A 23,810-nucleotide genomic window follows, 5' to 3' on the forward strand; every position below is an offset into this window, starting at 1 on the left:
ATAACGCAGGTCCGGTCGGGTTGCGTGCCTGGGCAACTCACTTTGTGCCAACTTTGTCTCCATTTCCTCTCTTTTTCTATCCGCTGCCGTGCCCCTTCCTGCCGACGCCCGCGACGAATTGGGCCACCTCATCCGCGAGCTGCACGGTGTGACGCTGGCCGCCACCCTCGAGTATTTGCTGGCCGCCTACGGCTGGCCGGGCCTCGATGAGCGCCTGCGAATCAACTGCTTCGCTGTTAATCCGAGCATTAAGTCGAGCCTGGTTTTTTTGCGGCGCACGCCCTGGGCCCGTACCAAAGTAGAAGACCTGTACGTGCGGGCCCGCACGGCCGAGGTGCTGGGCCGGCCCCGGCCGTAATTTTCGGCCAGGTCTTCGATTCAACCCCCAACCGCCATGGCCGACGCGCCCCAACCAACAGCTTTTCCTGCGTGGCTGGCCGGCCTGCTCGGGTTCGTGGCGTTCGAAGCCGTGGCCTACTTTGGCTTGCGCTGGGTCCTGGCAGGCCTGGGCGAAAGCAATCAATACCAGGAAGATAACACCATCGTGAGCAACTGGGTAAAGGCCATGGCCTTCGTGGTGCTGCACCTGGCCCTGGCCATCGGGGCCCTGCTAGTGGCCAGCAACCGCGTGCCGCGCCGCTACCGCGGGCAGGTGCAGGGCTGGTTCTACGTGGCGCTGCTGCTGAGCTTCGTGCTGCTAGTTCCGCTGTTTTAGAGCAAAGAACTGTCATTCCGACGAAGGAGGAATCGGGGGATTTTCCTTGGGTTTTACCCAGATCCCTCCTTCGTCGGAATGACAGTTCTTCGTTCGGGCAGCCATTATGGGGCAAAAAAAACCACCGCTGTGGGCGGTGGGAAAGCAGTCGGAGATAAGAAAAGTAGCCGGTCGGTCCCGGCTTTATCAGTGGACGGCGGCGCCGGTCGGTCCCGGCGGTATAAAAAGGAGCCTAGTCTTCGTGGCGGATGTCCAGCTCACGCGGCTCGTCGTTGGTGTGTTTGTAAGGGATGCGCACGCGCAGCTCGGGGCCCTGTTGCACGGCGTCGATGCGGGCCACATCGAGGTTGGCGGGCAGGTCGAGCACACGCGTGAACAGCGGGGCCGAAAGCTTGTCGTCGGGCTGGTGGCGGTAGGCGCCGTACACGGTCAGGCGCTGGTTGTGCAGGGCCACGTGGAACGTGTCGGGCGAAGCCGATGGCAGCGCCACCCGCAGAATCACGCCTTGCTGGCGCTTGTCAAGACGCACCTGGGGCTGGGCCACGCCCCCACCGATGGTGTTGAGCAGGTCCATTTGGGGAGCAAAATCACGGATTATTTTCGAGCTGATGAGTTTCATGGCGGAGGGGCCAACTAAAGGGTCGGCCACGCTCTAGTATTATCAAAGCCCGTACCAGGGCCACGGGGCCCCCATTTCGTGCCCTTTTCAGCCATTTTGGCTGGCTATTACTTTTGCTAATAGCATCATTCGGCCAATTTGGCTAGTAAATTGCTCAAGAGCTGTTGAATGGCAGGCCGCCTACTTAAAACCGGTTTGTAATGCCGAAATGGATTTTGGAATTGCCCAGCGCGAAGCCTTGGTTAGCGCTGCTCGACTGCCCCACCGAGTACACAAACTGGAACAAACCCGCTGCTGTGCGAAAGCTCAGGCCCGCGCCCAGGCCCGTGGGCTGGTCGGTTACCGCGGCCTGGCTGGCCACCGCCCCGCGCTGGAAATAAGCTTGGTCGGCAAACAGGAACACGTACGACTCGGCACCGATGAATTGCCGGTACTCGGCCGTGGCCACGGCGTAGCTGCTGGCGTAGAACTGGTTCTCGTTGAAGCCCCGCAGCGAATTGAGGCCCCCCAGCCGGTACATCTCGTTGAGGAACAGGCGCTGGTTGGCCAGGCTTTCGCCGCGCACGCGCAGTAGCAGCACCCCCGCCCGGCCCACGGGCGCGTAGCGCTCGGCCCGCAGCGCCAGCGTGGTTTGCGTCGAGCGCAGCGCCAGGCTGTCGTACAGGTCCGAGCGCAAATCGGGGTTGCGGGTGATGATTTTGGTGCCCACGGCGGCCTGGCCGTTCAGCAGGTAGCCGCGGTGCGGGAAAAACAGGTCGTCGAGCGTATTCCAGGCGTAGCTCAGGCCGTAGGAAGTGTACTGCGAATCGATGTTTTCGGGCAGCACCGTGAGGGCCCTGGACGCGGCGCTGTCGGTGAACAGCCGCGAGTTGCGCTGCTCCACAAAGAACGTGACCCGCCCGGCCCGCGCCGACGGGTAGGTGACTTGCAGCCGCGGCCGCACCGTCAGGAAGGCGTCGGTTTGCTTGTACAGGTTGAAGCTGCCGGCCAACTCCAGTGGCGTGCCGAAAAAGTTGGGATGAACGTATTGGATGTCAAGTAGCTGTGATAATGCATCGACCTTGCGAAACTGCAAGCCTACCTGCTTGCCGCCGCCCTTCAGGTTGCGCAGGTTGATGGTGACGTCGCCCGTGAACTGCACACCCTGCGTGCCGGCGCCGGGCAGTACGCCCACAATGGCGTCGAACTGGTTCGAGGGCCTATCGTCGAGCAGCAAATATACCCGCGCCCGGCCCCGGGCGAAGCGCACCTCCGGCTCGGCCCGCACCTTCAGGTAGGGCAGCTGGCGCAGGAGCTGAGCGGCGGCCTGCACCCGCTGCTGGCTGTAGGGCTGGCCCGGGAAAATCTGCAAGTATTTGGTTAGGAACTGCTTGCGCGTTTTGGTAGCCCCCACAACCTGGAGGGAGTCGAACACGATGGCCCGGCCGCGCTTCAGCACCACCCGCCCGGCAATGCTGTGGCCGTCGAGCTGCACCGAATCGAGGCCCACCGTGGCGAAGGGGTAGCCCTGGTTTTCGGCCTCCGCCAGCACGCGCTCCTGCAGCTGGGCCCACTCGCCGGGCCGGAACGGGGCCTGCCGGAAAAACCGCTCGCGGTAGCCGGCGCGCGTCAGCAGGCCGTCGCCGAGGTTGCCGTTGCGCAGGTAGGCCCACCGGAACGGCTCGCCCACGAAAATGCGCGCCCGCACCGTGTCGGGGCCCCACTTTATTTTGTCGGCCGAGGCCGTGAGGTACGACTCGCCTTGCAGCGCCAGCACCAGCTCGCGCAGCTCGCGCAGGGCGCTGAGCGAATCGGGTACGCTGGCTTTCAGCTTGTAGCGCCGCAGCAGGGCCCCATCGGCGGGCGCCGCGTCGAGGCGCAGCACCCGCAGGTGCACCGGCCGCTTGGGGGCCCCGGCCGCGCGGGGCGCGGCGGCGGGCGGCGGCAGCGGGGGGGAGGCCAGCCCCGGCTGGTTGGGCGCGGCGGGGTCGAGGGTGGGCGTTTGGGCACGGGCGGCCGGGGCCCCCAGCCGCAGCGCCAGACCCAGCAGCCACCCAAAACGCAGAAAAAACCGGACGTACATTCGGGGACGATAACGCGCCAGCCGGCGTTTAATTTCCCGAATGTAAAACGGCCGCCTTCCCCGTTTTGCCGCCCATGCCTGGCCTCTACCTCCACATCCCATTCTGCAAGCAAGCCTGCTCGTACTGTGACTTCCACTTCAGCACCTCGCTGGCGCTGAAAAGCCGCCTGGTGGACGCCCTGGTGCAGGAAATTGCCCTGCGCCAAAATTATCTGGGGCCCCACGTGGTGCTCGATACCATTTACTTCGGCGGCGGTACGCCTTCGTTGCTTACGGCCAGCGAGTTAGAAGTAATATTTGCGGCCATTCACCGGCATTTTGCCGTGGCGCCGGGGGCGGAAATTACCCTCGAAGCCAACCCCGACGACCTCACGGGCCCCAAGCTGACCGAGTTGGCGGCCACCGCCGTCAACCGCCTCAGCATCGGGCTGCAAAGCTTCTACGAGCCACACCTGCGCCTGATGAACCGGGCCCACACCGCCCCCGAATCGGCCGCGGCCGTGCGCCGGGCTCAGGACGCGGGCTTCGAAAACCTGTCCATCGACCTGATTTACGGCGTGCCCGCACCCGGCCACCACATCTGGGAGGCTGACCTGGCTAATGCGTTTGCGCTCGGCGTGCCCCACGTGTCGGCCTACGCCCTCACCATCGAGCCCGACACGCTGCTGGGCCGCCGCCAGGGCAAGGGCACCTTTGCCGCGCCGCCCGACGAGTTCGTGGCCGTGCAGTTTGAGCTGCTGCTGGCTCAGATGCGTGCCCACGGCTACGGGCAGTACGAAATCAGCAACTTCTGCCGCCCGGGCCGCGAGTCGCGCCACAACGGCAACTACTGGCGCGGCGTGCCCTACCTGGGCGTGGGCCCCAGCGCCCACTCCTTCGACGGCCAGAACCGCCAGTTCACCGTGGCCAACAACCCGCAGTACGTGGCCGCAGTGCTCGAGCGCGGCGAGGTGCCCGCCACGGTGGAGGAACTGACGGCCCGCGACCGGGCCAACGAGTACCTGCTCACCACCTTGCGCACGGCCCGCGGCTGCGACCTGGCCCACCTGCGCGACGCGCTGGGCCTCGACCTAGCGGGGGCCCACCCGGCCTACCTGGCCACGCTTACGGCCCAGGGCTGGGCCACCATCCAGCAGGAAGTGCTTACTTTGACCGACGCGGGCAAGCTGCTGGCCGACCAGATTACGCTGGAACTGTTCCAAGCGGCCCCCGCGGGTGCATGAAACTCCTGAGCGACAGCCTGGCCGACGACGTGGACTTCTTCGTGGAGCACGTGTACGTCGTGGCCATCGTGTTCGACAACACCGACGACGTGACCGTGTGGGCCACCACCGACTTCGACCACGAGCCCCATTTTTTCCACCTCGCCCTGCCGTTTCAGTCCCTCGATACGCTGCTGCGCCTCACCGCCGACCGCGCCGAAACCCTCCAGGAGGAGGTAGCCGATGCCCTGGCCGCCAGCGAGTGGCCCGCCCTGCTCGAGTTCAATTCTGACGAGGCCCCACCCGTGCCCCTGCCCAGCGTGGCCCTCAAGCTCTCCGTGACCTACCCCGCCGATGAGGAAGGCGAGGACGACCCTCAGCCCCACAACATCTTCTACCTAGAAGGCGTGTACGTGCGGCTCGATTCGTGACCGGGGCCCCGGCGCGGCCCGTTTTCTACCTCATTCCGGGCTTGGGAGCCGATAAGCGGGTGTTCCAGCGCTGGCAACTGGTAGGTGAAGTGCACGTAATGAATTGGTTACCGCTGCAATCGGCCTCCGAGACGCTGGCGCACTACGCCGCCCGGCTGGCCGCGGCCGTGCCGGTGGCGCAGGCTTGCTGGCTGGTCGGCGTGTCGTTTGGGGGCCTGTTGGCGCTGGAAATTGCCCAGCTGCGGCCCCTGGCGCGGGTGGTGCTAGTTTCGAGTTTGGCGGGCCCCCACGAGTTGCTTTGGCCGTTGCGCGTAGCCCGTGCCACGGGCCTGGACCGCTTGGTGCCCCCAACGCTGCTCCAGAAATTGCCCCGGGCCGCCAAGTGGGCGTTCGGCGTGAAAACCAAGGGCGAATACGCGTTGCTCCGGCAAATTATCGCCGATACCGACCCAGTGTTTGCCCAGTGGGCCATCGGGCAGTTGCTGCGCTGGCGGGGCGTGCCTGGCCCGGGGCCCACCGCCCGCCTGCACGGCACCCACGACCGGCTGCTGCCGCCCCCCGCCGCGGGCATTGAGTACTTGGTGCCCGGTGCCGGGCATTTCTTGGTGGTCAGCCACGCCGCCCAGATTAGCCAGTTTCTGAATCAGTTGGCAGATAATAGCCGCTGATTCAAGGAATTCGAAATTAACTTGGGAAGTTAACTATCCTCGGGCTTTTATTGCTCCCCATGCGGCTGTTCAAAACAATTGTGTTGGTGGCACTGGCCGTCGGGGCGGAGCCCCTGCGGGCGCAGAGCCTGCCGCACCGGCTGCGGCTGAAGGCAGGCTTCAACCTCGCCCACTTGGTCATCAGCCCCGACGTGCGCGGCCGCTTGGTGGTGCCGCTGGCGCTGGGGGCCGAGTACCGCGTGGGGCCCCAACTCAGCCTCTATGCCCAAGCCGAAGCCTACCTGCCCACGGGCCGCGTCGGGGGCAACCGCCGGGCCCAAGCCACGCCACCCTTGGTGGGTGGCACCGGGGCCCTGGGCGCACGCTACTACTACCACCACGCCCGCGCCAACGATTCGGTGGCCCGCCGCCCGGCCCGGTTCGGTGACTACCTGGCCCTGGAGGGCAGCGGCGAGTGGCAAGCGTTGGCCGCCGCGCGCGGCCGGGGGCGCAGCCGCACGGTACCGGCCCGGCTCGTGCCCGGGGTGTACGCGCTGGTGGGCACGCAGCGCGGCTGGGCCGGCCACCCGCTGCTATTCGATGCCAACGCGGGCCTCGGCTTGCAGGCCCCCGCGCAGTACTACTACCGCCCCGAACAAGCGCCGGCGCACGCCTGGGCCGTGGCGGCCCAAGTAAACCTGCGGGTATATTTCGGGCACTAGCCAATTGCGGCTGCCCGAAACCACAGAAGGGCTGCCCCGGTAGGAGCAGCCCTCTTGTTTGTTTGCCCGAAGGCAAAAATGCTGGGAGCTAGGCTTGCGCGGCTTCGGCCACGGCCGGAACCACCGTCACGAACGAGCGGTCTTTGCGGCCTTTGTTGAACTGCACCGTGCCGTCAACCAACGCGAACAGCGTGTGGTCCTTGCCAATGCCCACGTTGGCGCCGGGGTGGTGGCTGGTGCCGCGCTGGCGCACGATAATGTTGCCGGCGATGAGCGTCTGCCCGCCAAAAATTTTCACGCCGAGGCGCTTGGAATGCGATTCGCGGCCGTTGTTCGACGAGCCGACACCTTTCTTGTGAGCCATTTTGTTGGAGCTTTTAGCTACCAGCCGTTGGCTGCTAGCTATTTAAAAATACAGCACTTAGGTAAAGCAAAAAGCTAACAGCCACTGGCCGTTAGCTAAAAGCTCAAAACCTAGCCGATGCTGTTAATCATTACTTTGGTGTAATCCTGGCGGTGGCCGTTCATCTTTTGGTAGCCCTTGCGGCGCTTCTTCTTGAAGACGAGCACCTTGTCGCCCTTCACGTGGGCGAGAATGGTACCGGTTACGGCCACGTCCAAGGTGGGGGCGCCTACGGTGAGGGTGCCGTTGTCATCGGTCAACAGGGCATTGCCCAATTGCACGGTGTCGCCGACGTTGCCGGCCAGCTTGTAGGCGTAAACGAATTTGTTGGCTTCAACTTTGGTCTGTCGGCCAGCGATATTGACAATAGCGTACATCGGTCTGCGCGGGGTTTCTGAAAATCGGAAGGCAAAAGTACGCGGTTGATTCTGGAAAACCAAACCTAAATCGTTAATCCTCATTTGCCCGGCGTTTTGCCGGGGCCTACAACGGGCGCAAAACGTGGCCTATAACACCGCCGGCCGCCGGGGCCCCGCGTGTGGTCTCCGGACCCCGAATTGCATTGAGGTAAGGCGTATTTTGTGGACAAGTCCTACTTATCCACAGGTGTGATGTGGATAAGTGCCTGTAAATGGGTGAATTTTCGGTGTTTTAATGGAGTATTACTGGAGTGTTACGGGTGGCCTGGGAACCGGATGCTACCGGGAAAATCGGCTCAATGACGAGCTTATTGGGAGAAAATGCGATTAAAAAAATCTGCATTTTTCCGCGCCCTGATAGTCCGGTACTTGCCTATCTTTGGAGTCGGGGCCCCCGCGTGGCCGCTGTTGCCCGGCCAAACAACGGCCGCGCCGGCCGGTTTGCTTGCCCATTCCCTTCGTCTTTTCGCCAACCCTAGCCGCTACCGCATGGAACCGCTCCTCGCCGAAAACCCCAACCGATTTGTGCTTTTTCCGATCCAGAACGCCGACGTGTGGCAGTTCTACAAGCAGGCCGAAGCCTCGTTCTGGACCGCCGAGGAAATCGACCTAAGCCAGGACCAAAAAGACTGGAACAACCTCACCGACAATGAGCGCCACTTCATCAAGCACGTGCTGGCTTTCTTCGCGGCCTCTGATGGTATCGTGAACGAGAACCTGGCCGTCAACTTCATGCAGGAAGTGCAGCTACCCGAGGCGCGCTGCTTCTACGGCTTCCAAATTATGATGGAAAACATTCACAGCGAGACCTATTCGCTGCTGATTGATACCTACATCAAAGACCCTAAGGAAAAGGATTACCTCTTCAACGCCCTCGAAACGGTGCCCGCCGTGCAGAAAAAAGGCGAGTGGGCCCTGAAGTGGATTAACTCCGAGAATTTCGCCGAGCGCCTCGTCGCCTTTGCCGCCGTGGAAGGCATCTTCTTTTCGGGCTCGTTCTGCTCCATTTTCTGGCTGAAAAAGCGTGGCCTGATGCCCGGCCTAACGTTCTCTAACGAGCTGATTTCGCGCGACGAAGGGCTGCACTGCGACTTCGCCTGCCTGCTCTATAGCTACCTCCAAAACAAGCTGCCCACGGAGCGCGTGCAAGCCATCATCGCCGACGCGGTGACCATCGAGCAGGAGTTCGTGACGGAGGCCCTGCCGGTGAGCCTCATCGGCATGAACGCCAAGACGATGTCGCAGTACATCGAGTTCGTGGCCGACCGCCTGCTGGTGGCCCTGGGCTGCGGCAAAATCTACAACACCACCAACCCGTTCGACTTCATGGAAATGATTTCGGTGCAGGGCAAAACCAACTTCTTCGAGAAGCGCGTGGCCGAGTACCAGAAAGCCGGCGTGATGAGCGAGCGTAACGACAACGTGTTCTCGCTCGACGAGGATTTCTAAGCCTTTCATCAGAAATCGTTAATCGTCTGTCGTGCGGCCGAAGGAAGCATCTTTTCACCGCTGAACGAATCGTTTCAGCGGGAGAAGATGCTTCCTTCGGCCGCACGACAGACGATTTTTTGCGTATGGCCTACTTCGTTTACATCACCACCAATCCCGCGAAAGCAGTACTGTACATTGGCGTGACGAACGATTTAGCTCGCCGCCTGGCGCAGCACTATGGTAATCGTGGGGCCCCAGAAACGTTTGCTGGCCGCTATTTCTGTTGCAATTTGCTATATGCGGAGCAGTTCGCAGACATCAATGGTGCTATTGCGCGGGAGAAGGAATTGAAGGGCTGGACGCGGGCTGAAAAAGAGGCACTAATTGCGACGGTTAACCCCAAGCGGGATTTCTTGGCGGTTTAATTATTGACCGTTTGTCATGCTGACGCAGGAAGCATCCTTTCACGTTGGAACGATTCGTTCAATGGTGAGAAGACGCTTGCTGCGTCAGCATGACAGACGATTAGCAATTCCCGTTGGAACGGCTCGTTCAGCGGTGAAAAGATGCTTCCTTCGTCAGCATGACAGACGGAGGCTACATTCCCAATTCCGTCAACCCCGGGTAATCGGCCAGGCGTGGGACCCCCTGGGGCCAGCGGAATCTCCGGTCCTCCTCCGCGATGGCCACGTCGTTGATACTAGCTTCGCGGCGCTGCACGAGGCCTTGGGCGTCGAATTCCACTGCTCGTTGCCGTAGGCGCGGAACCACTGGTTTTGGGCGTCGCGGTACTCTGAGGTGGTCTAGTTGAGCAGGAGAGAATTAGGTGATACTGGCAAGTTGGTGTTAGTGAAAGAGATAAGGCTTTAAATAGCCAATGCTGGAGTGGCGGCGCTCATGATTGTAGTAGTCAAAATAGTTGGCCACGCTGGCTTGCGCGTCGGCCAGGTCCAGGAAAACGGGCCACTCGCGGAGTTCGAGTAGTTCGGTTTTGAGGCGCGACCAGAGACCCTCGGCTTGGGCATTATCGTAGCATTCGCCGCGGCGGCTATGCGAGCGCTGGGCCTTGGCGTCGCGCAGCAGGGTTTTATAGCCGTTGCCTACGTGCTGGCCGCCGCGGTCGGAGTGCGCAATCAAGCCGGGAGCGGGCCGTTGCGCGAGTAGCGCCCGCTGCAAGGCGGTGGCCACCAGGGCTTCGGGCATGTCTGGGTGTTGTTAAATAAATAGGGTAAAACCTCCGACTCGACCGGTCACGCAGTGGCATTTCGAGCCGGAAGCCGCTGTAATTTGGCCAGGTAATTCTTCAGGGAGAGGTACTTGCCGTATCTGAGGTGCACGTCCACAATGGTAGCCAGGGGCACGCCCAGCGCGTGCAGGTGCAGGATGCGCTCGCGGTCAGCATCATACATGGACTGCTGCACCACGCCCTTGGGTTTGCCCAGCACGATACCCTGCTCGCGCCGGGACCGTAGGCCCTCTTTCGTGCGCTCAGAAACGAAGTCCCGCTCCAACTCGGCCAGCATGGCGAAAATGGTGAGCAGGATTTTGTGGGTCATGTCGCGGTGGTTCTGCGGGCCCAGGTCCAGGTCCTGCTTGACCAGAATCAGCCGGCAGCGCTTCTGGTGAATCAGTTCCTCAATCAGGCCCAGCACTTCGCGTAGCGAGCGATCCAGCCGCGAGAGTTCGGAGATAATGACCGTGTCGCCGGCCGCGACCTTGGCTAGCAGTTCGGGCAGGCGGCGCTGCCCGGCGGTCCTTCGCGAGGACATCTCCACCTCTATCCACTCGTCCAGGGTCCAGCGGTGCTCGACCAGGTAGCGGGCGATGAGACTCTTTTGGCTGTCGGCCGATTGGGCGCTGGTCGAGACGCGGACGTAGCCGAAAATCATGGGCAAAACGGGCAGGTTAGCGATAAGGTAAATGCGCCTTGTAAAGGTATCCGTTTTCGATACCTTTACACGAACGTTAACACTAGCATTACTGAGTAGGGATAACGGTCGTTTACACCATCGACCTTTGGGCGCTTTATGGCCACGCACCTGCGGATTCATCTAGGTAAGGAGCGCGAGCTTTACGAGCACCCCCCGCTGGTGCCGGCCGCCGAGCAGGCGCGAGTCTTTACCGCACCGGATTGGGCGGATGCGCACCTGCTGCGGATGCTGGCCCCCGCCAACCACGTCGGGTTTCTCTTGCAGCTGGGTTACTTCCAGATTAGCCAGCGCTTCTACGTGGCCACCCGCTACCACGCGGCCGATATCGCCTATGTCGCCCAGCAGGTAGGACTGGGGGCCGATGACTTTGCGGCAGCGCGCTTTATTATGCCCACCAGCAGCTCATCTGTGAGCAACTGGGCATCGGCCGGTTCGAGGCGGCCGCCGCAGACCGGCTCTACCAGGAGGCCGTGCGCCTGAGCAGCCAGCACCTCAAGCCGTCGGCGGTTTTCGACTACCTGGTGCTGTTTTTGCACAAGCACCAGCTGGAACTGCCCACTTACAATACGCTGGCTGACCTCATCACGCGGGCCCTGCTCGCGTTTGAGAAACGGCTGCTGCGCCGCTTGCAGCAGCACCTGCACCCCGGCGAGCAGCGGTTGCTGGACCACCTGCTGGCCGCCGATGACCCCAACGAAACCGACGCCCGCGAGACGGACGCGGCCGGCGTTACCCGCTCACCTTTCTTAAGCGCATCCGCCAGGGCCTGCGCGCCGGGGAAATCCGCGAACGGGTCACCCACTTCGCGTCCCTGCGGCAGCTCTTCGAGCAGCTGCAGCCGCTCTGGCAGCGCCTGCGCCTTTCGGACCAGGCCATCACCTACTACGCGGAGTACGTGCTGCGGGCCCAGGCCGCGCAATTTTACCGCCGCGACGAGCGGCGCTGCCTCTACCTGCTCAGCTTCGTGGTGCACCAGTACTACGAGTTGGGTGACGCCCCGGTCGACACGCTGCTGCACACGGTGACCAGCGCCGCCAACCAGTGCCGCGAGCAGGTCAAGGAGACGCTCTATCAATAGCGCACCGCCACGCAGCAGCTGACCAGCCAGGTTACGGGCCAGGGCTACCGACACCTGCAGGCGCTGACCCCAATCCGCGCCCTGGTCGATGCCCCCGACATACCGGCCGAGCAGAAGCTGGCCCGCATCGACGCGCTGCTGCAGCGCCACCAGGTGACGGCCGCCCAGCTCAGCGAAGACCACGAGCACCTGGAGCAGTTGCGCCTGGCCACTGAGCAGCATGCTGGCGAGGCGCTGTTTCACGAGGCGCTGGCCGCGGCGTCGCTGCGCCTGCAAACCAAGCTCGGGGCCCCAGTCAAAGCCCTGGTCGTGGACGAGGCGACCACCCGCGCCGACCTCTGGCGAGCCGTGCACTACTACCAGCAGCACGACGGGCATCTGGGCGCGCAGGTGCCGCTGGACTTGCTCTCGCTCACGCAACGGGCCTACGTGCTCGATGCGCAGGGCCGGTTGCGCCCGTCGCTCTACAAAGCCCTGCTGTTTAAAGAGATGACCACGGCCATTAAGTCCGGCCAACTCAACTTTACGTGCTGCTACCAGTACCGGGCCTTTGAGCACTACTTGCTGCCGGCCGCGCAATGGGCCCGGCAGCGCGAGGCCTTGCTGGAACAGGCGGGCCTGAGTGCCTGGCGCGATTTTGCGACGGTGCAAGCCACGCTCCAGGCACAGCTGCAAACCCAGTTTGCGGCCACGAACGCCCACCTGAGCGGAGCCTACAACCCGCACGCGCACCGTACCCCGGCCGGGCGCTACCGCCTCACCACGCCCCGGCTGCCGGCCGAGCAGCCGCGCCTGCCGGCCCACCTATTTCCCCGCCACCGGGTCGTGCCCCTGCGCGAGGTACTGACCAGCGTAGCCCGCCTGACGCAGTTTGACACGGCTTTTGGCTCGCTGCCCAGCAAACACGCACGCTGCCGCCCTTGTCGCAGCTGCTGGCGGCCCTGGTGGGACTGGGCTGCAACCTGGGCCTGCGCCGCCTGGCCCAGGTCGCGCCCCAGGTGGACGAGGCGGCCCTGCAGCGCCTGGCCAGCACCCACTTCTCGCTCGACAACCTGCGCTAGGCCAACGAATTGATTCTGGATTTCACCCGCCAGCTGCGCCTGCACGAGGCCTTTCGCCTCTCGCCCGACGTGCTGCACAGCAGCAGCAGCGACGGGCAGAAGTACGACCTGGCCGTGGACTCGCTCGGCAGCAGCGCCTCCTTCAAGTACTTCGGCAACCGCCGCGGCCTGACGGCTTACTCCTACGTGGACGAGACACTGCTCGTCTTCGATTCCACCGTGTTCAGCGCCGCCGACCGCGAAGCCACGCACCTGCTGGACGGGCTGCTGCGCCACGCCGGGCGGCCCACCGACGTCCACTCCACGGACACGCACGGCTACACGGAAGTCATCTTCGCCGTGACCCGCATGCTGCGCATCGCCTACGAGCCGCGCATCCGCCAGCTCACCAACCAGCAGCTTTACAGCTGGGAGCCCGTGGCCGCCCACCGCCAGTTGGGGCAGACGCTGCTGCCCGATGCGCGCCTCGACCCCGAACGCATCGCCCGGCACTGGGACGAGGTGCTACGCCTGGTCGTCACCCCGAAGCTGCGCCACCGCGAGGCCTCGCGTCTGTTCGGCCGCCTGAATTCGTATGCCCGCCAGCACCCGCTCTACCGGGCCCTGAAAGAGCTGGGCCGGCTGGTCAAAACCGAGTTCCTGCTGCGCTACGTCGACCAAGTGGAGTTGCGCCAGCGCATCCAGAAGCAGCTCAAAGGCGAGAGCGCCCACCGGCTCGCCCACGCCGTCTGGCACGGGCGCAACCAGGAGTTTCACGCCGCCACCCGCTCCGAGCAGCTGGTGGCCGAAACCTGCAAGCGCCTGCTGATGAACGCCATCATCTGCTGGAACTACCTGCATCTTTCCCAGCACCTGGCCCGGCTGCCGCCCGAGCAGCAGGCCGCCACGCTGGCCACGCTCTCGCCCTTCGCCGTGCTCTCCTACCACCACCTGAACCTGCACGGCGAGTACGACTTCTCCGACCAGCCCCTACCCGCCGAGGCCCCGTTTGACATGGACCTGATTGCCGCCTGGCAGCCGCCGAGCAAACCCGCATAGGCCCGACCGAGTCGGAGGTTTTACCCTATTTATTTAGCAATACCCAACGTCGACCGATTCTGTTTGACCTTCCTGCCCCACACTTTTTGGTGCTCTCCTCCAGCAGGGTCAGATAATCCATGTCCAAAAATACGCCTCGCCTACGCGAAAATTTACCACTCTTTTCCGAATCAGCGACCCGTGCTGGTGCAACCTACTCACTGGGGCCAAGGGCTGAGCCACGCCTGTTTGAAGTAAGCTAGTGGTCTGACACTTTAGTTTTGGCAGTTATTTTAGACAACTGGGCGTACCTATTTTTCAACTTATCACGGGCCTTTTCGGTGGTAAAGGACCAATTCACTTTAACCGCTGTTTGGTTTCGGTTGGCTTCCCAAATCAAGGCCTCTTGTTCGAGGGTTTGCTGGCTGCCAATGCGTCGGTCGAGGCACTGGCGGGCAAGGGCGGCAAATGCGATTTCGGCCATGTTGAGCCAGGAGCCGTGCTTGGGCGTGTAGTGAAATTCGAGTTGGTAGCGCAGGGTGCGGGCCGTTTCGACGGGCAGGTTTTCGTAGAAAGCCCCGCAGGTGTGCGTACGGTAGTTGCCCTGCACGGGCTTAATTTTCGCCGCCTCTGGATAATGCGTTTGCACCAGCCAGGCCATAAACTGCGCATAATCAGCCTTCGTTTTGGTCGCCCTGACCCGTAGATGGCGTTGGCCTGTGTCTATATTATGGGCCGGTAAGACGTTGCACACGATTATGGGCCGGTAAGACGTTGCACATGCCTTTTCGCACATGCTCCTGGTGTTCTTTTTGGGTGGCGTTGGGCTGGGGCGGAAGCGGGGTCAGCACGTGGCCGAGCAATTGGCAGGGGCGCTCGTCGAAGCAGCGCCGCACTACGCCTGCCTGCGGCGGACGCTGGCAGAGGCCGAGCACCTCTTCCAGGTTGGCCAGGTACTCCCCCGTGCTGGTGCCGATGCACCACCTCTCTTTCAACCAGGGCTTTAGCTGACTTTTTTTAACACTTTGCGAATCGTCTCGTCCGAAATTTTCACCACGCAGTCGAGCGACACCAGCCGTTGGTTGAGCAGCGACAAGGTCCAGCGAGCTGCCCCGGCGGGCGCGTCGTTACAGGCCAGGCTGGTAATATGCGCTTCCAGGGCCGCCGTTACTTTCGGGGGTTGGCCGCTGCGCGGACGCCCTTCGAGGGCGGCGGCTAAGCCAGCGCTCCAGTAGCGCCGCTTGAGGCCATAATACTGGGTAGCCGAAATACCGGCTTCGGTTTGCACGGCCAGCCGACTTTTACCGGCACCCATTGCGGGTAAGGCCCTGGCCCGCGTTATTTTGCGGCTTTTATGGGTGCCTTTTTTGACAATAGCCGTTAGCGCTGTTGGCGATGGTTTATTGAAGGATGATATTTCGATTATGATTATCGATGATAATCTTGATTCGGGCGGTGTGCATTTTTAGGCATTTGCTGAACGAACAGGACTTGCGCACGAGTACGCCGCCGCGCTGGCGTAAGGAGCAGTTGATGGCTTCCACGCTACTGGTCTGGCCTTCGCCTTTGGGGCAGGGTCGGTGCTGCCAACGGGGCAACACCTGGGCATAGGCTTTCCACTCGTCCGTAAAGTACCAGCAATGCCGGTGACAGCGGGTAGGCAGCGCCTGCCAGAGCCGGCGGGCGGTGGTTTCGCCCCGGCAGCCCGGGGTCCAGGCGACGATACGGCGACTGGCCCGCTCCACGGCGAGCCACAGCCAGACTTTGCGCTTTTTGCGGCCTACAAATGGCCACATCTCATCCAGTTCCAGGACTTCCCACCGCTTTTTCTGGGCTTTTTTCGGACGTAACCGCGGCAATGGTGGGCTGCTGGTCTGGGCTTTTTTTTACTAATTTGGCCACCGTCATGCGCGCTACCCCGGTGGCCCGCACGATACTACGCTGCGAATTACGCTCGCCCAATAGCTTGACCACTTGCTCATACTGCCCCGCCTTGGCGGCGGCGGCCGGCTCGAACCGCGCCTGCTAGCGGCAGACCTTGCATTGGTAACGGGCGTGGCCCCGACTGTGCCCGTTGCGCCGAATTTGGTCGCTGCCACATTTGGCGCAAAAATGCTGCGTGTAAACCATCGACTAAGAGGGTGTTAGGAATTAGGCATAACCCAAAAGAAAACGAGCCAGTAAGCAGCAAGCGGAGTTCCTCGGCTCCGGTTCGCTTTATGGTTGACGGCTATCAACCCCTTACTGACTCGCAGTGGCAAGTTATCGCGCCGCTGCTCCTTACCCAACGCAAACGCCGCCACTGCCTGCGCTTAATCGTTGACGCCGTGCGCTATATCTGCCGCACGGGCTGTCAATGGCGTAGCCTACCCGCCCCGTTTCCGCCGTGGTCGGCGGTGTACTACTATTTTCGGCGCTGGCCACTCAACGGCTGCTGGCAGCACCTTACTGACGCCGTTAAGCAGGCCGACCGGCTGGCTGCTGGACGAGCAGCGACGCCCGCGCTGGTTTGCCTCGACAGCCAAAGCGTGCGGCGCGCGCCCCGCGTCTTTGAGCACCGCGGGCTGGACGGGGGCAAACAAGTCAACGGCCGCAAACGCCAGATTGTGAGCGATGTGCAAGGGCGTATTTTTGCTCGTCGCGTGCACGCCGCCAACGGCCACGACGGGGTCGAAGCCCTGCGCTTGTTGCCCGCGCGTCCGGCTTGGGGTCCCCGCCTGCGCACCATCGTAACGGACAAGGGGTATCGGGGACGTTTCGCCCGACACGTCCTGGCCCTCGGCCTCGCGCACCAAATCGGCCGTCGCCCGCCGACGGCCCGCGGCTTTGTGCCGGTGGCCAAGCGCTGGGTCGTCGAGCGCACCTTTGCCTGGCTCACCAACTTCCGCCGACTGGCTATCGACTACGAATTTACCCCGCGCTCCCACGAAACCTGGCTGCTCATTGCCAACATGACCATGGGTCTCAATCGATTAACTCCTGCCTGATTCCCTAACACCCTCTAAGTATACGCTTTTCATCCTATAATAGACCACCACCGCGCTGTTTGGTCAGAAGAAGCTAAAATTACGGGGGCAGCAGGACGGGCCATGAGCGAAAATATAGAAATGATTTCAGGTAACCGTTAGCACTGAAATTAAGTTGTCAGACTACTAGTAAACCCTGGCCAATGCACACGAAATCGGCATTGCGTTTATTGCCGATGCCGAAACGAAAAGTGCCTTGCTGCGGCTGCACACGCAAAAGCTGGGGCTGGAAGTGGTAGGTCATTCCTGCTTTCAAGAGGCTACCTATGCTATTCTGGTCTTTGCATTATCCTGAGCGACCAACGGAATGGCTAATTTATTGGGCTGATTTTGAGTATCTTGATGCCACTAGTGAATTTATTTTCAGGAGGTCAGCGTACCACAATCGGCAAAAATAAGCTAATTTTGGACCGTTAGTCACAAACTGACTAATTCAGTTGATGGGGGTACAGGAACGCAAACAGCGGGAAAAAGTCTACCGCGAGGAGTCCATTTTGGCGGCGGCCAAGAAGGTCTTCCTGGCCAAAGGCATCGTCGTGGCCACCATTGACGACATTGCGGCCGAGGCGGAGCTGGGCAAGGGCACCCTCTACCGGCACTACCGTAGCAAGGAGGATATTCTGCTGGCCATCAACGAGCAGGCGCTGCACGAAGTGCACAAACAGTTTGTGCAGGCCGTGGCGGCACCTGGTACCGGACTGGAAAAGGTCCTGCGCATCACCCGCACGTACTATGCCTTCGTGATTGCCAATCCAGCCTATTTCGGCTTCATCGCCTTCTTCGAGTCTCCCTTCACCAGCACCAACGCCGCCACGCTCTACGAAACGAACAATGCCATTCACGCGCTGATGCAGGACTTGTGGCGCGAAGGCATGGCCGACGGCTCCATCCGCCGCGACCTGAAAGCCGACCTGATGGTCAATGCCATTTGGGCCTCCTCGTACGGCATGATGCAGTTCATTGTCAGCAAAGGCCCGCACTTATCGGAGCACCAGCACGTGGACTTGAACGAACTGTTCGAAACCTTCCTCGCCTGGCTGGAAAGCGGGCTGCGTTCGCCCGTTTAGCCCCCATTCTCCCCTCTTGCTTTTAACTGCGCCGTCGTACAGTTTCTTTTCGGGCTATTTGGACTAATAGTCACTTTATGGATGACGTTTTGTTTCCTGCTTCTTTTCCGCTTTTCTAGGCTGATTCCTGCTTTTGATTACTAACCGACGACTTCTTTTTTGCCCAACTGGACTACTAGTCATTTTATGAATAAACCCCCTTTACCTTCCTCGTTCATGTCGCATGTTTCATTTTCCACCCGGCAACCCAGCCGCTGGCTGGCGTTACTGCTGCTGCCCGCTGCGGTAGCGTGCTCTAAGTCAGAAGCTACCGATAAAGTGGCAGCGGCCAGCGCCCCGCAGGGCCCCGAGCCCGTGGCCGTGCAGGTGCAGCCGGTGGGGACCACCGCCGGCACCGCCGACCAGACGTACAGCGGTACCATCGAGGCCGAGAATACGGCCAGCCTGGGCTTCGGCGTAGCCGGCACGGTGCAGCGCGTGCTGGTGCGCGAAGGCGACGCGGTGCAACAAGGCCAGCTGCTGGCCGAGCTAGGTGCGGAAGAATACGCCAGCCTGGTCGCTGCCGGTGAGGCCTCGTTGCTCGAAGCCCGCGACAATGCCCGCCGCTCGCAGCAATTATTCAAATCGGAAAGCCTGACGGAGCGCGAGCTGGTGCAGGCCAACGCCGCGCTGCAACGCGCCGAGGCCAACGCCCGGGTGGCCCGCAAGCACCTGGCCGATACGCACCTGCGCGCGCCTTTCGCGGGCCTCATCGCGGCCAAAATGGTGGAGCCGGGCGTGGCGGCAATGCCGGGCAGCCCGGCCTTCAGCCTTATCAAAACCGAGCAGGTGTATGCCCGGGCCGTGGTGCCCGAGGCCGAGATTGGGCGCATCGCCAAGGGCACGGCCGTGCGGGTGCAGGTGCCGGCGCTCAGCCGCGAAGTGCGCGGCACGGTGCAGGTGATTAATCCCGTGGCCGACCCCACGTCGCGCAGCTTCTACCTGAAAGTACTGCTGCCTAACCCCGGCCTGCGCCTGCTGCCGGGCATGCTGGCCAGCCTGCGGATTCCGCTACCGGCCGGTACGGCCGCGCCGGTGGTGGCGGTGGCCCCGCAGCTGGTGGTGCAGGAAGCCGATGGCGCGAGCGTGGTCTACGTGCCCGACGCGGCCGGCAAAACTGCCGTGCGCCGACGCGTAGTGCTCGGGCCGGTGCAGGGCCAGCAGGTGGTGGTGACGCAGGGCCTGGCGGCCACCGACAAGGTCATCGTGGCCGGGCAGCAGCGCCTGCACGACGGGCAGGCCATTCGAATTCTCCAATAACCCCGCTTCGCTTTTATGGAAGAAACTAAACCAACGCGCCGCCGCATCAACCTGATTGAGGCGGCCATGAAATACAAGCAGGTCACCTTTGGCATCACCATCATGCTGGCGCTGGCCGGCATCTGGGCCATTTACAGCATGCCGCGCATGGAAGACCCGCACATCACCATCCGGCAGGGCTTGGTGCTGGCGGTGTACCCGGGGGCGGACGAGCTGGAAGTGGAGAACCAGCTGACCAAAAAGCTGGAGCAGCAGCTCTTCAGCTATAAGGAAGTGCGCAAGGAAAAAACCTACTCCACGACCAAGGCCGGAGCCGTAGTGGTGAACGTGACCCTACAGGACTGGGTGACGGACACCGATAAGTTCTGGGCTAAGCTGCAGGACGGGCTCAACGCCAACAAGCAGCTGTTTCCGCAGGCGGTGCAGGGGCCCTTCGTGAACGGCGAGTTCGGCGACGTAGCGGCCCTAATGATTGCCGTGACGGCCAAAAACCGCAGCTACGCCGACCTCAAGCAGTACCTCGACCAGCTCGAAGACGCCCTCAAGACCCTGCCGCAGGTATCGAAAATCAGGCGCTACGGCGAGCAGAAGGAGCAGGTGTACGTGACGACTTCGGCCGACCGGCTGCGGCAGTACGGGCTGGACTTCGGGCAAATCGGGCGGGTGCTGCAAAGCCAGAACAACGTGCGCTACTCGGGCGAGCTGAAGCTGCCCGACGCCCGCGTGCCGGTGTTTACCGAGGGGCTCTACCGCTCGCAGGAGGCGCTGGCCAACCAGCTGATTTATACCGACCCCACCTCGGGCAACCAGGTGCGCCTGCGCGACGTGGCGCACCTGGAGCGCCGGGAAGAGGAAGTGGTTTCACGCATCAAAATCAACGGCCAGTCGGCCGTGATGCTGACCGTGGAGATGCAGCCGGGCAACAACATCGTCTGGTTTGGCGATAAGCTCAAAGCCCGCATCAAAGAGGTGGAAGCCAAGTTTCCGGCCGGGGTGAAGGTGGAGGAAATCGTGAGCCAGCCCGACGTGGTGGACCACAAGCTGCACGACTTTTTCGTGGAGCTGAGCATTGCCGTGGCCGCTGTGATTGCCGTGGTCATGCTACTGCTGCCGCTGCGCATTGCCCTGATTTCGGCCATTGCCTGCCCGCTCTCCATTCTCATCACGTTTGCCGTGCTGCACATGCTGGGCATGGAGATTCACCAGGTGTCGCTGGCGGCGCTGGTGATTGTGCTGGGCATGGTAGTGGACGACGCCATCGTGGTGGTCGACAACTACGTGGAGAAACTCGATGAAGGCATGGACCGCTGGCAGGCGGCCTGGCGCTCGGCCACCGATTTGTTTGTGCCGGTGCTGGCGGCTACCGCCACCATCATCTTCGCCTTTCTGCCCTCGGCCATCGTGTACACGGGCCTGACGCGGGAGTTTTCGATGCACATCCCGGCCACCGTGACGGTGGCGCTGGTCTCGTCGTTTCTGGTGTCGATGCTGCTCACGCCCTACCTCTGCTACTTCGCCATTCGCAAGGGGCTGCACGAGAAAAAGGCCAACGCGCCGGCGGCCAATCCCTCGATTATCGACCGGGTGCAAACCCGCTTCAACCGGGCCGTGGACTGGAGCTTTGCCCACCCCAAGCTGGTGCTCACGCTGGGCTTTTCGTCCATTCTGTTCGCCAGCGTCTTCGGCTCGCAATTGAAGTTTGAATACCTGCCCTATTCCGAGCGCGACCAGTTCAACCTGGAGCTGTGGCTGCCCGAGGGCACGCCCGTGGCCCAGACCGAAAAGGCCGTGGACCGGGTGACGGCCGCCATCCAGGGCGATAAGCGCATCCGGCAGGTAGTGAGCTTCATCGGCACCGGCTCGCCGCGCTTCTACTCCAGCTACGCCCCCGAGGCCCCGGCCGAGAACTACGCCCAGGTGTTCATCAACACGACCAGCGCCGAAGCCACGGTAGCGCTGGCCAAAGAATACAGTCACTCCTTGCAGCAGGTGGTGCCCGAGGGCTCGGTGCGGGTGCGCCGCCTGAGCTGGAAGGAAACCAAGGCCCCGATTGAGGTGCGCGTGGTGGGCGACGACGTGGCCGCCATCCGGGCGGTGGGCCAGCAGGTGGAGCAGGTGTTTGCCACCACCGCCAACACCCACTTCGTGCGAGACGACTGGTGCAACCCCTACCTGGGCGTGGCCGTGCGCGTGAAGCAGGACCAGGCCGACCGCCTGGGCGTGAGCAAGGAAGCCGTGGGCCAGACCCTCGGCGGCAGCTTGAAGGGCTGGCCCGTTTCGACGCTCTGGGAGGGCGACAAGCCGCTCGACATCGTGCTGCGCCTTGATGAAAAAGACCGCGCGAAGCTCAGCGACGTGAACCAAGTGTACGTGACCACGTCCTACAACACCAAGGTGCCCTTGCGCCAGGTGGCCGACGTGGTGCCGGCCTGGCACCTGAGCAATATCGTGCGCCGCAACGGCCTGCGCACGCTTACCGTGAGCAGCGACACCGATTTCGGTCGGGTGGCGGTGCAGATTCTGGGCGAGGCCCGGCCCAAGCTCGATGCCCTCCAGCTGCCGGCCGGGGTGCACCTCGAATACGGCGGCGACGACGAGTCGGGCCGCGAGGCCGGCCCCAGTTCCAACCTGGCGCTGGGCCTGAGCTTCCTGCTGATTTTCATTACCCTGCTCATCCAGTTCCGCCACGTGGGCAAGGCCCTGATTGTGCTCTCCACGTTCTTTTTGAGTTTGCCGGGGGCCATGTTCGGCCTCTGGGTAACGGATAACCCGCTGGGCATGACGGCCTTTTTGGGCATCAACAGCTTGCTGGGCATCGTGGTGCGCAACGGCATCATCCTGGTCGACTACGCCGACGAGCTGGTGCGCGAGCACGGCTACAGCATCAAGGACGCGGCCATCCACTCGGCCCAGCGCCGGATGCGGCCGATTTTCCTTACCTCGTCGGCCGCAGCCGTGGGCGTGATTCCGATGATTCTGAGCAAGTCCCCCCTGTGGTCGCCGCTGAGCAGCGTCATCGCCTTCGGCATCATGGTGGCCATGGTCATGACCCTGTTTGTGGTGCCGGTGCTCTACTACCAGTCGCTGAAGCCCAAGAAAAACGCGGCCCCGGCCGCCCCCAAAGGCGACGACCAGCCCACGCTGGCACTCGCCCACTAACCTCGACCCTGCTTTCATGAAGATACTGTTATGTGTGGGCCTGGCGCTGGTAGCGCCGGGCCTCTATGCCCAAACTATGCCCGCGCTCGCCGCGCCGGTTAATGCCACCGCCCCGCTCACGCTGGCCGAGTGCCGGGCACTGGCCCTGAGCCAGAACCAGCGCCTGACCGTGGCCGGCCATCGGCAGCAGGCCGCCGAAGCGGCCCACGCGGCGGCCAAAACCGGCCTGCTGCCTAAGCTCGACGCCAGCAGCACCAGCTACTTTGTGCGGGGCCTGCGCGGCACGCCCCTCGAAGCCCAGGGCCTCAGTACCGGGGTGGGCATCAGCCAGCCGGTATACTCCGGTGGACGCATCCGCGCCCAGATTGCGCTGGCCGGCCTCCAGGCCCAGGGCAGCGGCGAGGAGGTGCAAGCCACCCGCCAACAGCTGGTAGCCGAAACCGACCAGACCTACTGGCAGGCCGTGGCTTTGCGCGACCAGATAACCCTGGCCGAGCGCAACCGCGCCCAGCTGCAAGCCCTGGTGCGCGACCTCGACAACAAGTTCCGGGTGGGCTTGGGCTATAAAGCCGACCTGCTGCGCGCCCAGGTGCAGCTGCGCGACGCCGAGATACTGCTGCTGCGCACCCGCGACGACCAACGCCTGAGCCAGCTGGTGCTGCGCCAGCTCATCGGCCGGCCAGGCACTGACGGCGACACCCTGCGCCTAGCCGAGTCCATCGCGGGCGAGTTTCCGGCCGTGTCGGCCGCTGACTACGTGCAGCGGGCCTTCGCCCAGCGCCCCGACCTGCGCCAGCTCGCGCTCAGCAACCGGGCCGACTCCCTGCAAATCACCATCGCCCGCAGTGCCCGGTTGCCGCAGGTCAATGCCAGCGCCAACGCCCTGTTCCTCGTGCAGAAGCCCAGCGATTTCTTTCCCGACCGCACCATTACGCCGGCCTACGCCCTGGTGAGCGTGAACCTGCCGCTCGTGCATTGGAAGGAAAACCGGTTGCTTGAAGCCCAGCGCCGCTACCAGGCCCAGGCCAGCGCGGCCAACCTGGAGGAAAACCGCCAGCAGGTGCAGCTCGAAATCAGCCGGGACTTGCTGCGTCTCAACCAGGCCGCCCGCCGCATCGAGCTGCAGCGCCTGACAGTAACGCAGGCCCAGGAGAATCTGCGCCTCAACAACAACCGCTTCCAGGCCGGCCTGCTCACGCTCGTCGATTTGCTCGAAGCTCAGGCCGTGAGCCAGCAGGCCGCCGCGGCTCTGGTCGATGCCCAGGCTGAGTACCGCATCGCCGAGGCGGCCCTGACCCGGGCGACCGGCGAGTCGTTCTAGCTGCTCAGGGTACCTCCACTCATTGCCTACCCCGCGCCCGGTACGGGCCCCTGGGGTCGTATCGGGCGTTGCGGGGGCCTGCCTGTATTCTTCCCGTACTCCGTTCCTTTATTTCATGCTCACGTGCCGTTATTCTACTACGAGGTTCTCGTTACAACGGGGCGAAAAATGACGCTAAGCTGGTGATGCCGCCACCGTAA

General features: G+C 62.8%; 27 protein-coding genes and 1 pseudogene. 17 read left to right on the plus strand and 11 right to left on the minus strand.

What is annotated here, in order from left to right; translation table 11 throughout:
- Nucleotides 1-88 precede the first annotated feature (88 nt).
- Nucleotides 89-358, plus strand: coding sequence for a VF530 family DNA-binding protein (locus AXW84_RS21615; RefSeq protein WP_236943193.1), 270 nt, complete (start codon nucleotides 89-91; stop codon nucleotides 356-358).
- Nucleotides 359-394: 36 nt separating this feature from the next.
- Nucleotides 395-715: a hypothetical protein gene (locus tag AXW84_RS21620; protein WP_068238344.1), complete on the plus strand. Its 321-nt coding sequence runs from the start codon at nucleotides 395-397 to the stop codon at nucleotides 713-715.
- Between the two features lie 232 nt (nucleotides 716-947).
- Here the strand turns inward: AXW84_RS21620 and AXW84_RS21625 are convergent, their stop codons facing one another.
- Both AXW84_RS21625 and AXW84_RS21630 read right to left on the minus strand, forming a co-directional pair.
- On the minus strand, nucleotides 948-1,334 hold the full coding sequence (locus AXW84_RS21625) for an Hsp20/alpha crystallin family protein (protein WP_068238347.1): 387 nt from the start codon (nucleotides 1,332-1,334) through the stop codon (nucleotides 948-950).
- A 184-nt stretch (nucleotides 1,335-1,518) separates the two neighbouring features.
- Nucleotides 1,519-3,396, minus strand: coding sequence for a BamA/TamA family outer membrane protein (locus AXW84_RS21630; protein ID WP_068238349.1), 1,878 nt, complete (start codon nucleotides 3,394-3,396; stop codon nucleotides 1,519-1,521).
- Between the two features lie 74 nt (nucleotides 3,397-3,470).
- Here AXW84_RS21630 and hemW point away from each other — a divergent pair, with 74 nt between their 5' ends.
- Genes hemW through AXW84_RS21650 form a run of 4 tightly spaced genes read left to right on the plus strand, consistent with a single transcriptional unit; the run spans nucleotide 3,471 to nucleotide 6,398 of the window.
- Nucleotides 3,471-4,619, plus strand: coding sequence for a radical SAM family heme chaperone HemW (hemW, locus tag AXW84_RS21635; protein ID WP_068239910.1), 1,149 nt, complete (start codon nucleotides 3,471-3,473; stop codon nucleotides 4,617-4,619).
- On the plus strand, nucleotides 4,616-5,029 hold the full coding sequence (locus AXW84_RS21640; RefSeq protein WP_068238350.1) for a hypothetical protein: 414 nt from the start codon (nucleotides 4,616-4,618) through the stop codon (nucleotides 5,027-5,029). Before hemW ends, AXW84_RS21640 begins: the two co-directional genes overlap by 4 nt.
- Nucleotides 5,026-5,697, plus strand: coding sequence for an alpha/beta fold hydrolase (locus AXW84_RS21645; protein WP_068238351.1), 672 nt, complete (start codon nucleotides 5,026-5,028; stop codon nucleotides 5,695-5,697). The genes AXW84_RS21640 and AXW84_RS21645 overlap by 4 nt, the downstream gene beginning before the upstream one ends.
- Before the next feature lie 59 nt (nucleotides 5,698-5,756).
- Nucleotides 5,757-6,398 (plus strand): hypothetical protein, encoded by a 642-nt coding sequence (locus AXW84_RS21650; RefSeq protein WP_068238354.1) that lies wholly within the window; start codon nucleotides 5,757-5,759, stop codon nucleotides 6,396-6,398.
- A gap of 88 nt (nucleotides 6,399-6,486) precedes the next feature.
- Here the strand turns inward: AXW84_RS21650 and rpmA are convergent, their stop codons facing one another.
- On the minus strand, nucleotides 6,487-6,762 hold the full coding sequence (gene rpmA / locus AXW84_RS21655; RefSeq protein WP_068238357.1) for a 50S ribosomal protein L27: 276 nt from the start codon (nucleotides 6,760-6,762) through the stop codon (nucleotides 6,487-6,489).
- Nucleotides 6,763-6,872: 110 nt separating this feature from the next.
- On the minus strand, nucleotides 6,873-7,178 hold the full coding sequence (rplU, locus tag AXW84_RS21660; RefSeq protein ID WP_068238359.1) for a 50S ribosomal protein L21: 306 nt from the start codon (nucleotides 7,176-7,178) through the stop codon (nucleotides 6,873-6,875).
- Nucleotides 7,179-7,709: 531 nt separating this feature from the next.
- On the opposite strand from rplU, the gene AXW84_RS21665 reads away from it, so the two are divergent.
- Both AXW84_RS21665 and AXW84_RS21670 read left to right on the plus strand, forming a co-directional pair.
- Nucleotides 7,710-8,669, plus strand: a complete 960-nt coding sequence (locus tag AXW84_RS21665; RefSeq protein ID WP_068238361.1) for a ribonucleoside-diphosphate reductase small subunit — start codon at nucleotides 7,710-7,712, stop codon at nucleotides 8,667-8,669.
- Between the two features lie 125 nt (nucleotides 8,670-8,794).
- On the plus strand, nucleotides 8,795-9,076 hold the full coding sequence (locus AXW84_RS21670) for a GIY-YIG nuclease family protein (protein ID WP_068238363.1): 282 nt from the start codon (nucleotides 8,795-8,797) through the stop codon (nucleotides 9,074-9,076).
- Between the two features lie 172 nt (nucleotides 9,077-9,248).
- Here the strand turns inward: AXW84_RS21670 and AXW84_RS26625 are convergent.
- The 3 genes and pseudogenes from AXW84_RS26625 to AXW84_RS21680 form a co-directional block, all read right to left on the minus strand.
- Nucleotides 9,249-9,385, minus strand: a pseudogene (locus AXW84_RS26625) (hypothetical protein); the annotation flags it as partial.
- Nucleotides 9,386-9,497: 112 nt separating this feature from the next.
- The gene (locus AXW84_RS21675) at nucleotides 9,498-9,854 is read right to left on the minus strand and encodes an integrase core domain-containing protein (RefSeq protein ID WP_068238365.1); all 357 of its coding nucleotides are present in this window, start codon (nucleotides 9,852-9,854) and stop codon (nucleotides 9,498-9,500) included.
- 47 nt (nucleotides 9,855-9,901) lie between these two features.
- A complete protein-coding gene (locus tag AXW84_RS21680; RefSeq protein WP_068238367.1) occupies nucleotides 9,902-10,540 on the minus strand; it encodes a recombinase family protein in 639 nt (212 codons plus the stop codon).
- A 138-nt stretch (nucleotides 10,541-10,678) separates the two neighbouring features.
- Between AXW84_RS21680 and AXW84_RS21685 the strand changes: the two genes are divergently transcribed.
- The 4 genes from AXW84_RS21685 (at nucleotide 10,679) to AXW84_RS21700 (ending at nucleotide 13,759) form a co-directional block, all read left to right on the plus strand.
- Nucleotides 10,679-11,062 (plus strand): DUF4158 domain-containing protein, encoded by a 384-nt coding sequence (locus AXW84_RS21685; RefSeq protein ID WP_068238369.1) that lies wholly within the window; start codon nucleotides 10,679-10,681, stop codon nucleotides 11,060-11,062.
- Nucleotides 11,005-11,607: a hypothetical protein gene (locus tag AXW84_RS26630; RefSeq protein ID WP_442905617.1), complete on the plus strand. Its 603-nt coding sequence runs from the start codon at nucleotides 11,005-11,007 to the stop codon at nucleotides 11,605-11,607. Before AXW84_RS21685 ends, AXW84_RS26630 begins: the two co-directional genes overlap by 58 nt.
- A gap of 206 nt (nucleotides 11,608-11,813) precedes the next feature.
- Nucleotides 11,814-12,734, plus strand: coding sequence for a hypothetical protein (locus AXW84_RS26635; protein ID WP_068238373.1), 921 nt, complete (start codon nucleotides 11,814-11,816; stop codon nucleotides 12,732-12,734).
- Entirely contained in the window at nucleotides 12,731-13,759 is a 1,029-nt protein-coding gene (locus tag AXW84_RS21700; protein ID WP_068238375.1) for a Tn3 family transposase, read from the plus strand. The genes AXW84_RS26635 and AXW84_RS21700 overlap by 4 nt, the downstream gene beginning before the upstream one ends.
- A 238-nt stretch (nucleotides 13,760-13,997) precedes the next feature.
- Here AXW84_RS21700 and AXW84_RS24150 read toward each other — a convergent pair whose 3' ends face one another.
- The 4 genes from AXW84_RS24150 to AXW84_RS26640 form a co-directional block, all read right to left on the minus strand.
- A complete protein-coding gene (locus AXW84_RS24150) occupies nucleotides 13,998-14,534 on the minus strand; it encodes a transposase (protein ID WP_082774041.1) in 537 nt (178 codons plus the stop codon).
- Between the two features lie 207 nt (nucleotides 14,535-14,741).
- On the minus strand, nucleotides 14,742-15,026 hold the full coding sequence (locus tag AXW84_RS24160; RefSeq protein ID WP_162268276.1) for a helix-turn-helix domain-containing protein: 285 nt from the start codon (nucleotides 15,024-15,026) through the stop codon (nucleotides 14,742-14,744).
- A gap of 112 nt (nucleotides 15,027-15,138) precedes the next feature.
- A complete protein-coding gene (locus tag AXW84_RS21720) occupies nucleotides 15,139-15,534 on the minus strand; it encodes an IS1 family transposase (RefSeq protein ID WP_071892632.1) in 396 nt (131 codons plus the stop codon).
- Nucleotides 15,535-15,763: 229 nt separating this feature from the next.
- The gene (locus tag AXW84_RS26640) at nucleotides 15,764-15,868 is read right to left on the minus strand and encodes a transposase-like zinc-binding domain-containing protein (protein ID WP_442905568.1); all 105 of its coding nucleotides are present in this window, start codon (nucleotides 15,866-15,868) and stop codon (nucleotides 15,764-15,766) included.
- 89 nt (nucleotides 15,869-15,957) lie between these two features.
- Between AXW84_RS26640 and AXW84_RS21725 the strand changes: the two genes are divergently transcribed.
- From AXW84_RS21725 to AXW84_RS21745, 5 genes are all read left to right on the plus strand, one after another.
- A complete protein-coding gene (locus AXW84_RS21725; protein WP_071892408.1) occupies nucleotides 15,958-16,725 on the plus strand; it encodes an IS5 family transposase in 768 nt (255 codons plus the stop codon).
- Between the two features lie 479 nt (nucleotides 16,726-17,204).
- On the plus strand, nucleotides 17,205-17,831 hold the full coding sequence (locus AXW84_RS21730; protein WP_068238387.1) for a TetR/AcrR family transcriptional regulator: 627 nt from the start codon (nucleotides 17,205-17,207) through the stop codon (nucleotides 17,829-17,831).
- Nucleotides 17,832-18,047: 216 nt separating this feature from the next.
- Nucleotides 18,048-19,130 carry an efflux RND transporter periplasmic adaptor subunit gene (locus AXW84_RS21735; RefSeq protein WP_068238390.1) on the plus strand — a complete coding sequence of 361 codons (1,083 nt, stop codon included), beginning with the start codon at nucleotides 18,048-18,050 and terminating at the stop codon, nucleotides 19,128-19,130.
- A 15-nt stretch (nucleotides 19,131-19,145) separates the two neighbouring features.
- Complete coding sequence (locus AXW84_RS21740; RefSeq protein ID WP_068238394.1) at nucleotides 19,146-22,289, plus strand: efflux RND transporter permease subunit; 3,144 nt, start codon at nucleotides 19,146-19,148, stop codon at nucleotides 22,287-22,289.
- Between the two features lie 16 nt (nucleotides 22,290-22,305).
- Entirely contained in the window at nucleotides 22,306-23,610 is a 1,305-nt protein-coding gene (locus AXW84_RS21745) for a TolC family protein (RefSeq protein ID WP_082774043.1), read from the plus strand.
- The last annotated feature ends 200 nt before the right edge of the window (nucleotides 23,611-23,810 follow it).

Origin of the sequence: Hymenobacter sp. PAMC 26628 (assembly GCF_001562275.1) — a bacterium.
GTDB lineage: Bacteria > Bacteroidota > Bacteroidia > Cytophagales > Hymenobacteraceae > Hymenobacter.

Excerpts from the sequence above, each read along its gene's own strand:
- AXW84_RS21740 (WP_068238394.1), top strand. The coding sequence starts at position 19,146 with ATGGAAGAAACTAAACCAACGCGCCGCCGCATCAACCTGATTGAGGCG.
- AXW84_RS21725 (WP_071892408.1), top strand. The coding sequence starts at position 15,958 with ATGGTTGACGGCTATCAACCCCTTACTGACTCGCAGTGGCAAGTTATC.
- AXW84_RS21670 (WP_068238363.1), top strand. The coding sequence starts at position 8,795 with ATGGCCTACTTCGTTTACATCACCACCAATCCCGCGAAAGCAGTACTG.
- rplU (WP_068238359.1), bottom strand. The coding sequence starts at position 7,178 with ATGTACGCTATTGTCAATATCGCTGGCCGACAGACCAAAGTTGAAGCC.
- AXW84_RS21640 (WP_068238350.1), top strand. The coding sequence starts at position 4,616 with ATGAAACTCCTGAGCGACAGCCTGGCCGACGACGTGGACTTCTTCGTG.
- AXW84_RS21720 (WP_071892632.1), bottom strand. The coding sequence starts at position 15,534 with ATGTGGCCATTTGTAGGCCGCAAAAAGCGCAAAGTCTGGCTGTGGCTC.
- AXW84_RS21680 (WP_068238367.1), bottom strand. The coding sequence starts at position 10,540 with ATGATTTTCGGCTACGTCCGCGTCTCGACCAGCGCCCAATCGGCCGAC.
- AXW84_RS21735 (WP_068238390.1), top strand. The coding sequence starts at position 18,048 with ATGTCGCATGTTTCATTTTCCACCCGGCAACCCAGCCGCTGGCTGGCG.
- AXW84_RS21730 (WP_068238387.1), top strand. The coding sequence starts at position 17,205 with ATGGGGGTACAGGAACGCAAACAGCGGGAAAAAGTCTACCGCGAGGAG.
- AXW84_RS21665 (WP_068238361.1), top strand. The coding sequence starts at position 7,710 with ATGGAACCGCTCCTCGCCGAAAACCCCAACCGATTTGTGCTTTTTCCG.
- hemW (WP_068239910.1), top strand. The coding sequence starts at position 3,471 with ATGCCTGGCCTCTACCTCCACATCCCATTCTGCAAGCAAGCCTGCTCG.
- AXW84_RS21675 (WP_068238365.1), bottom strand. The coding sequence starts at position 9,854 with ATGCCCGAAGCCCTGGTGGCCACCGCCTTGCAGCGGGCGCTACTCGCG.
- AXW84_RS21625 (WP_068238347.1), bottom strand. The coding sequence starts at position 1,334 with ATGAAACTCATCAGCTCGAAAATAATCCGTGATTTTGCTCCCCAAATG.
- AXW84_RS21630 (WP_068238349.1), bottom strand. The coding sequence starts at position 3,396 with ATGTACGTCCGGTTTTTTCTGCGTTTTGGGTGGCTGCTGGGTCTGGCG.
- AXW84_RS26640 (WP_442905568.1), bottom strand. The coding sequence starts at position 15,868 with ATGGTTTACACGCAGCATTTTTGCGCCAAATGTGGCAGCGACCAAATT.
- AXW84_RS21650 (WP_068238354.1), top strand. The coding sequence starts at position 5,757 with ATGCGGCTGTTCAAAACAATTGTGTTGGTGGCACTGGCCGTCGGGGCG.
- AXW84_RS21620 (WP_068238344.1), top strand. The coding sequence starts at position 395 with ATGGCCGACGCGCCCCAACCAACAGCTTTTCCTGCGTGGCTGGCCGGC.
- AXW84_RS21745 (WP_082774043.1), top strand. The coding sequence starts at position 22,306 with ATGAAGATACTGTTATGTGTGGGCCTGGCGCTGGTAGCGCCGGGCCTC.
- rpmA (WP_068238357.1), bottom strand. The coding sequence starts at position 6,762 with ATGGCTCACAAGAAAGGTGTCGGCTCGTCGAACAACGGCCGCGAATCG.
- AXW84_RS24150 (WP_082774041.1), bottom strand. The coding sequence starts at position 14,534 with ATGTGCGAAAAGGCATGTGCAACGTCTTACCGGCCCATAATCGTGTGC.
- AXW84_RS21685 (WP_068238369.1), top strand. The coding sequence starts at position 10,679 with ATGGCCACGCACCTGCGGATTCATCTAGGTAAGGAGCGCGAGCTTTAC.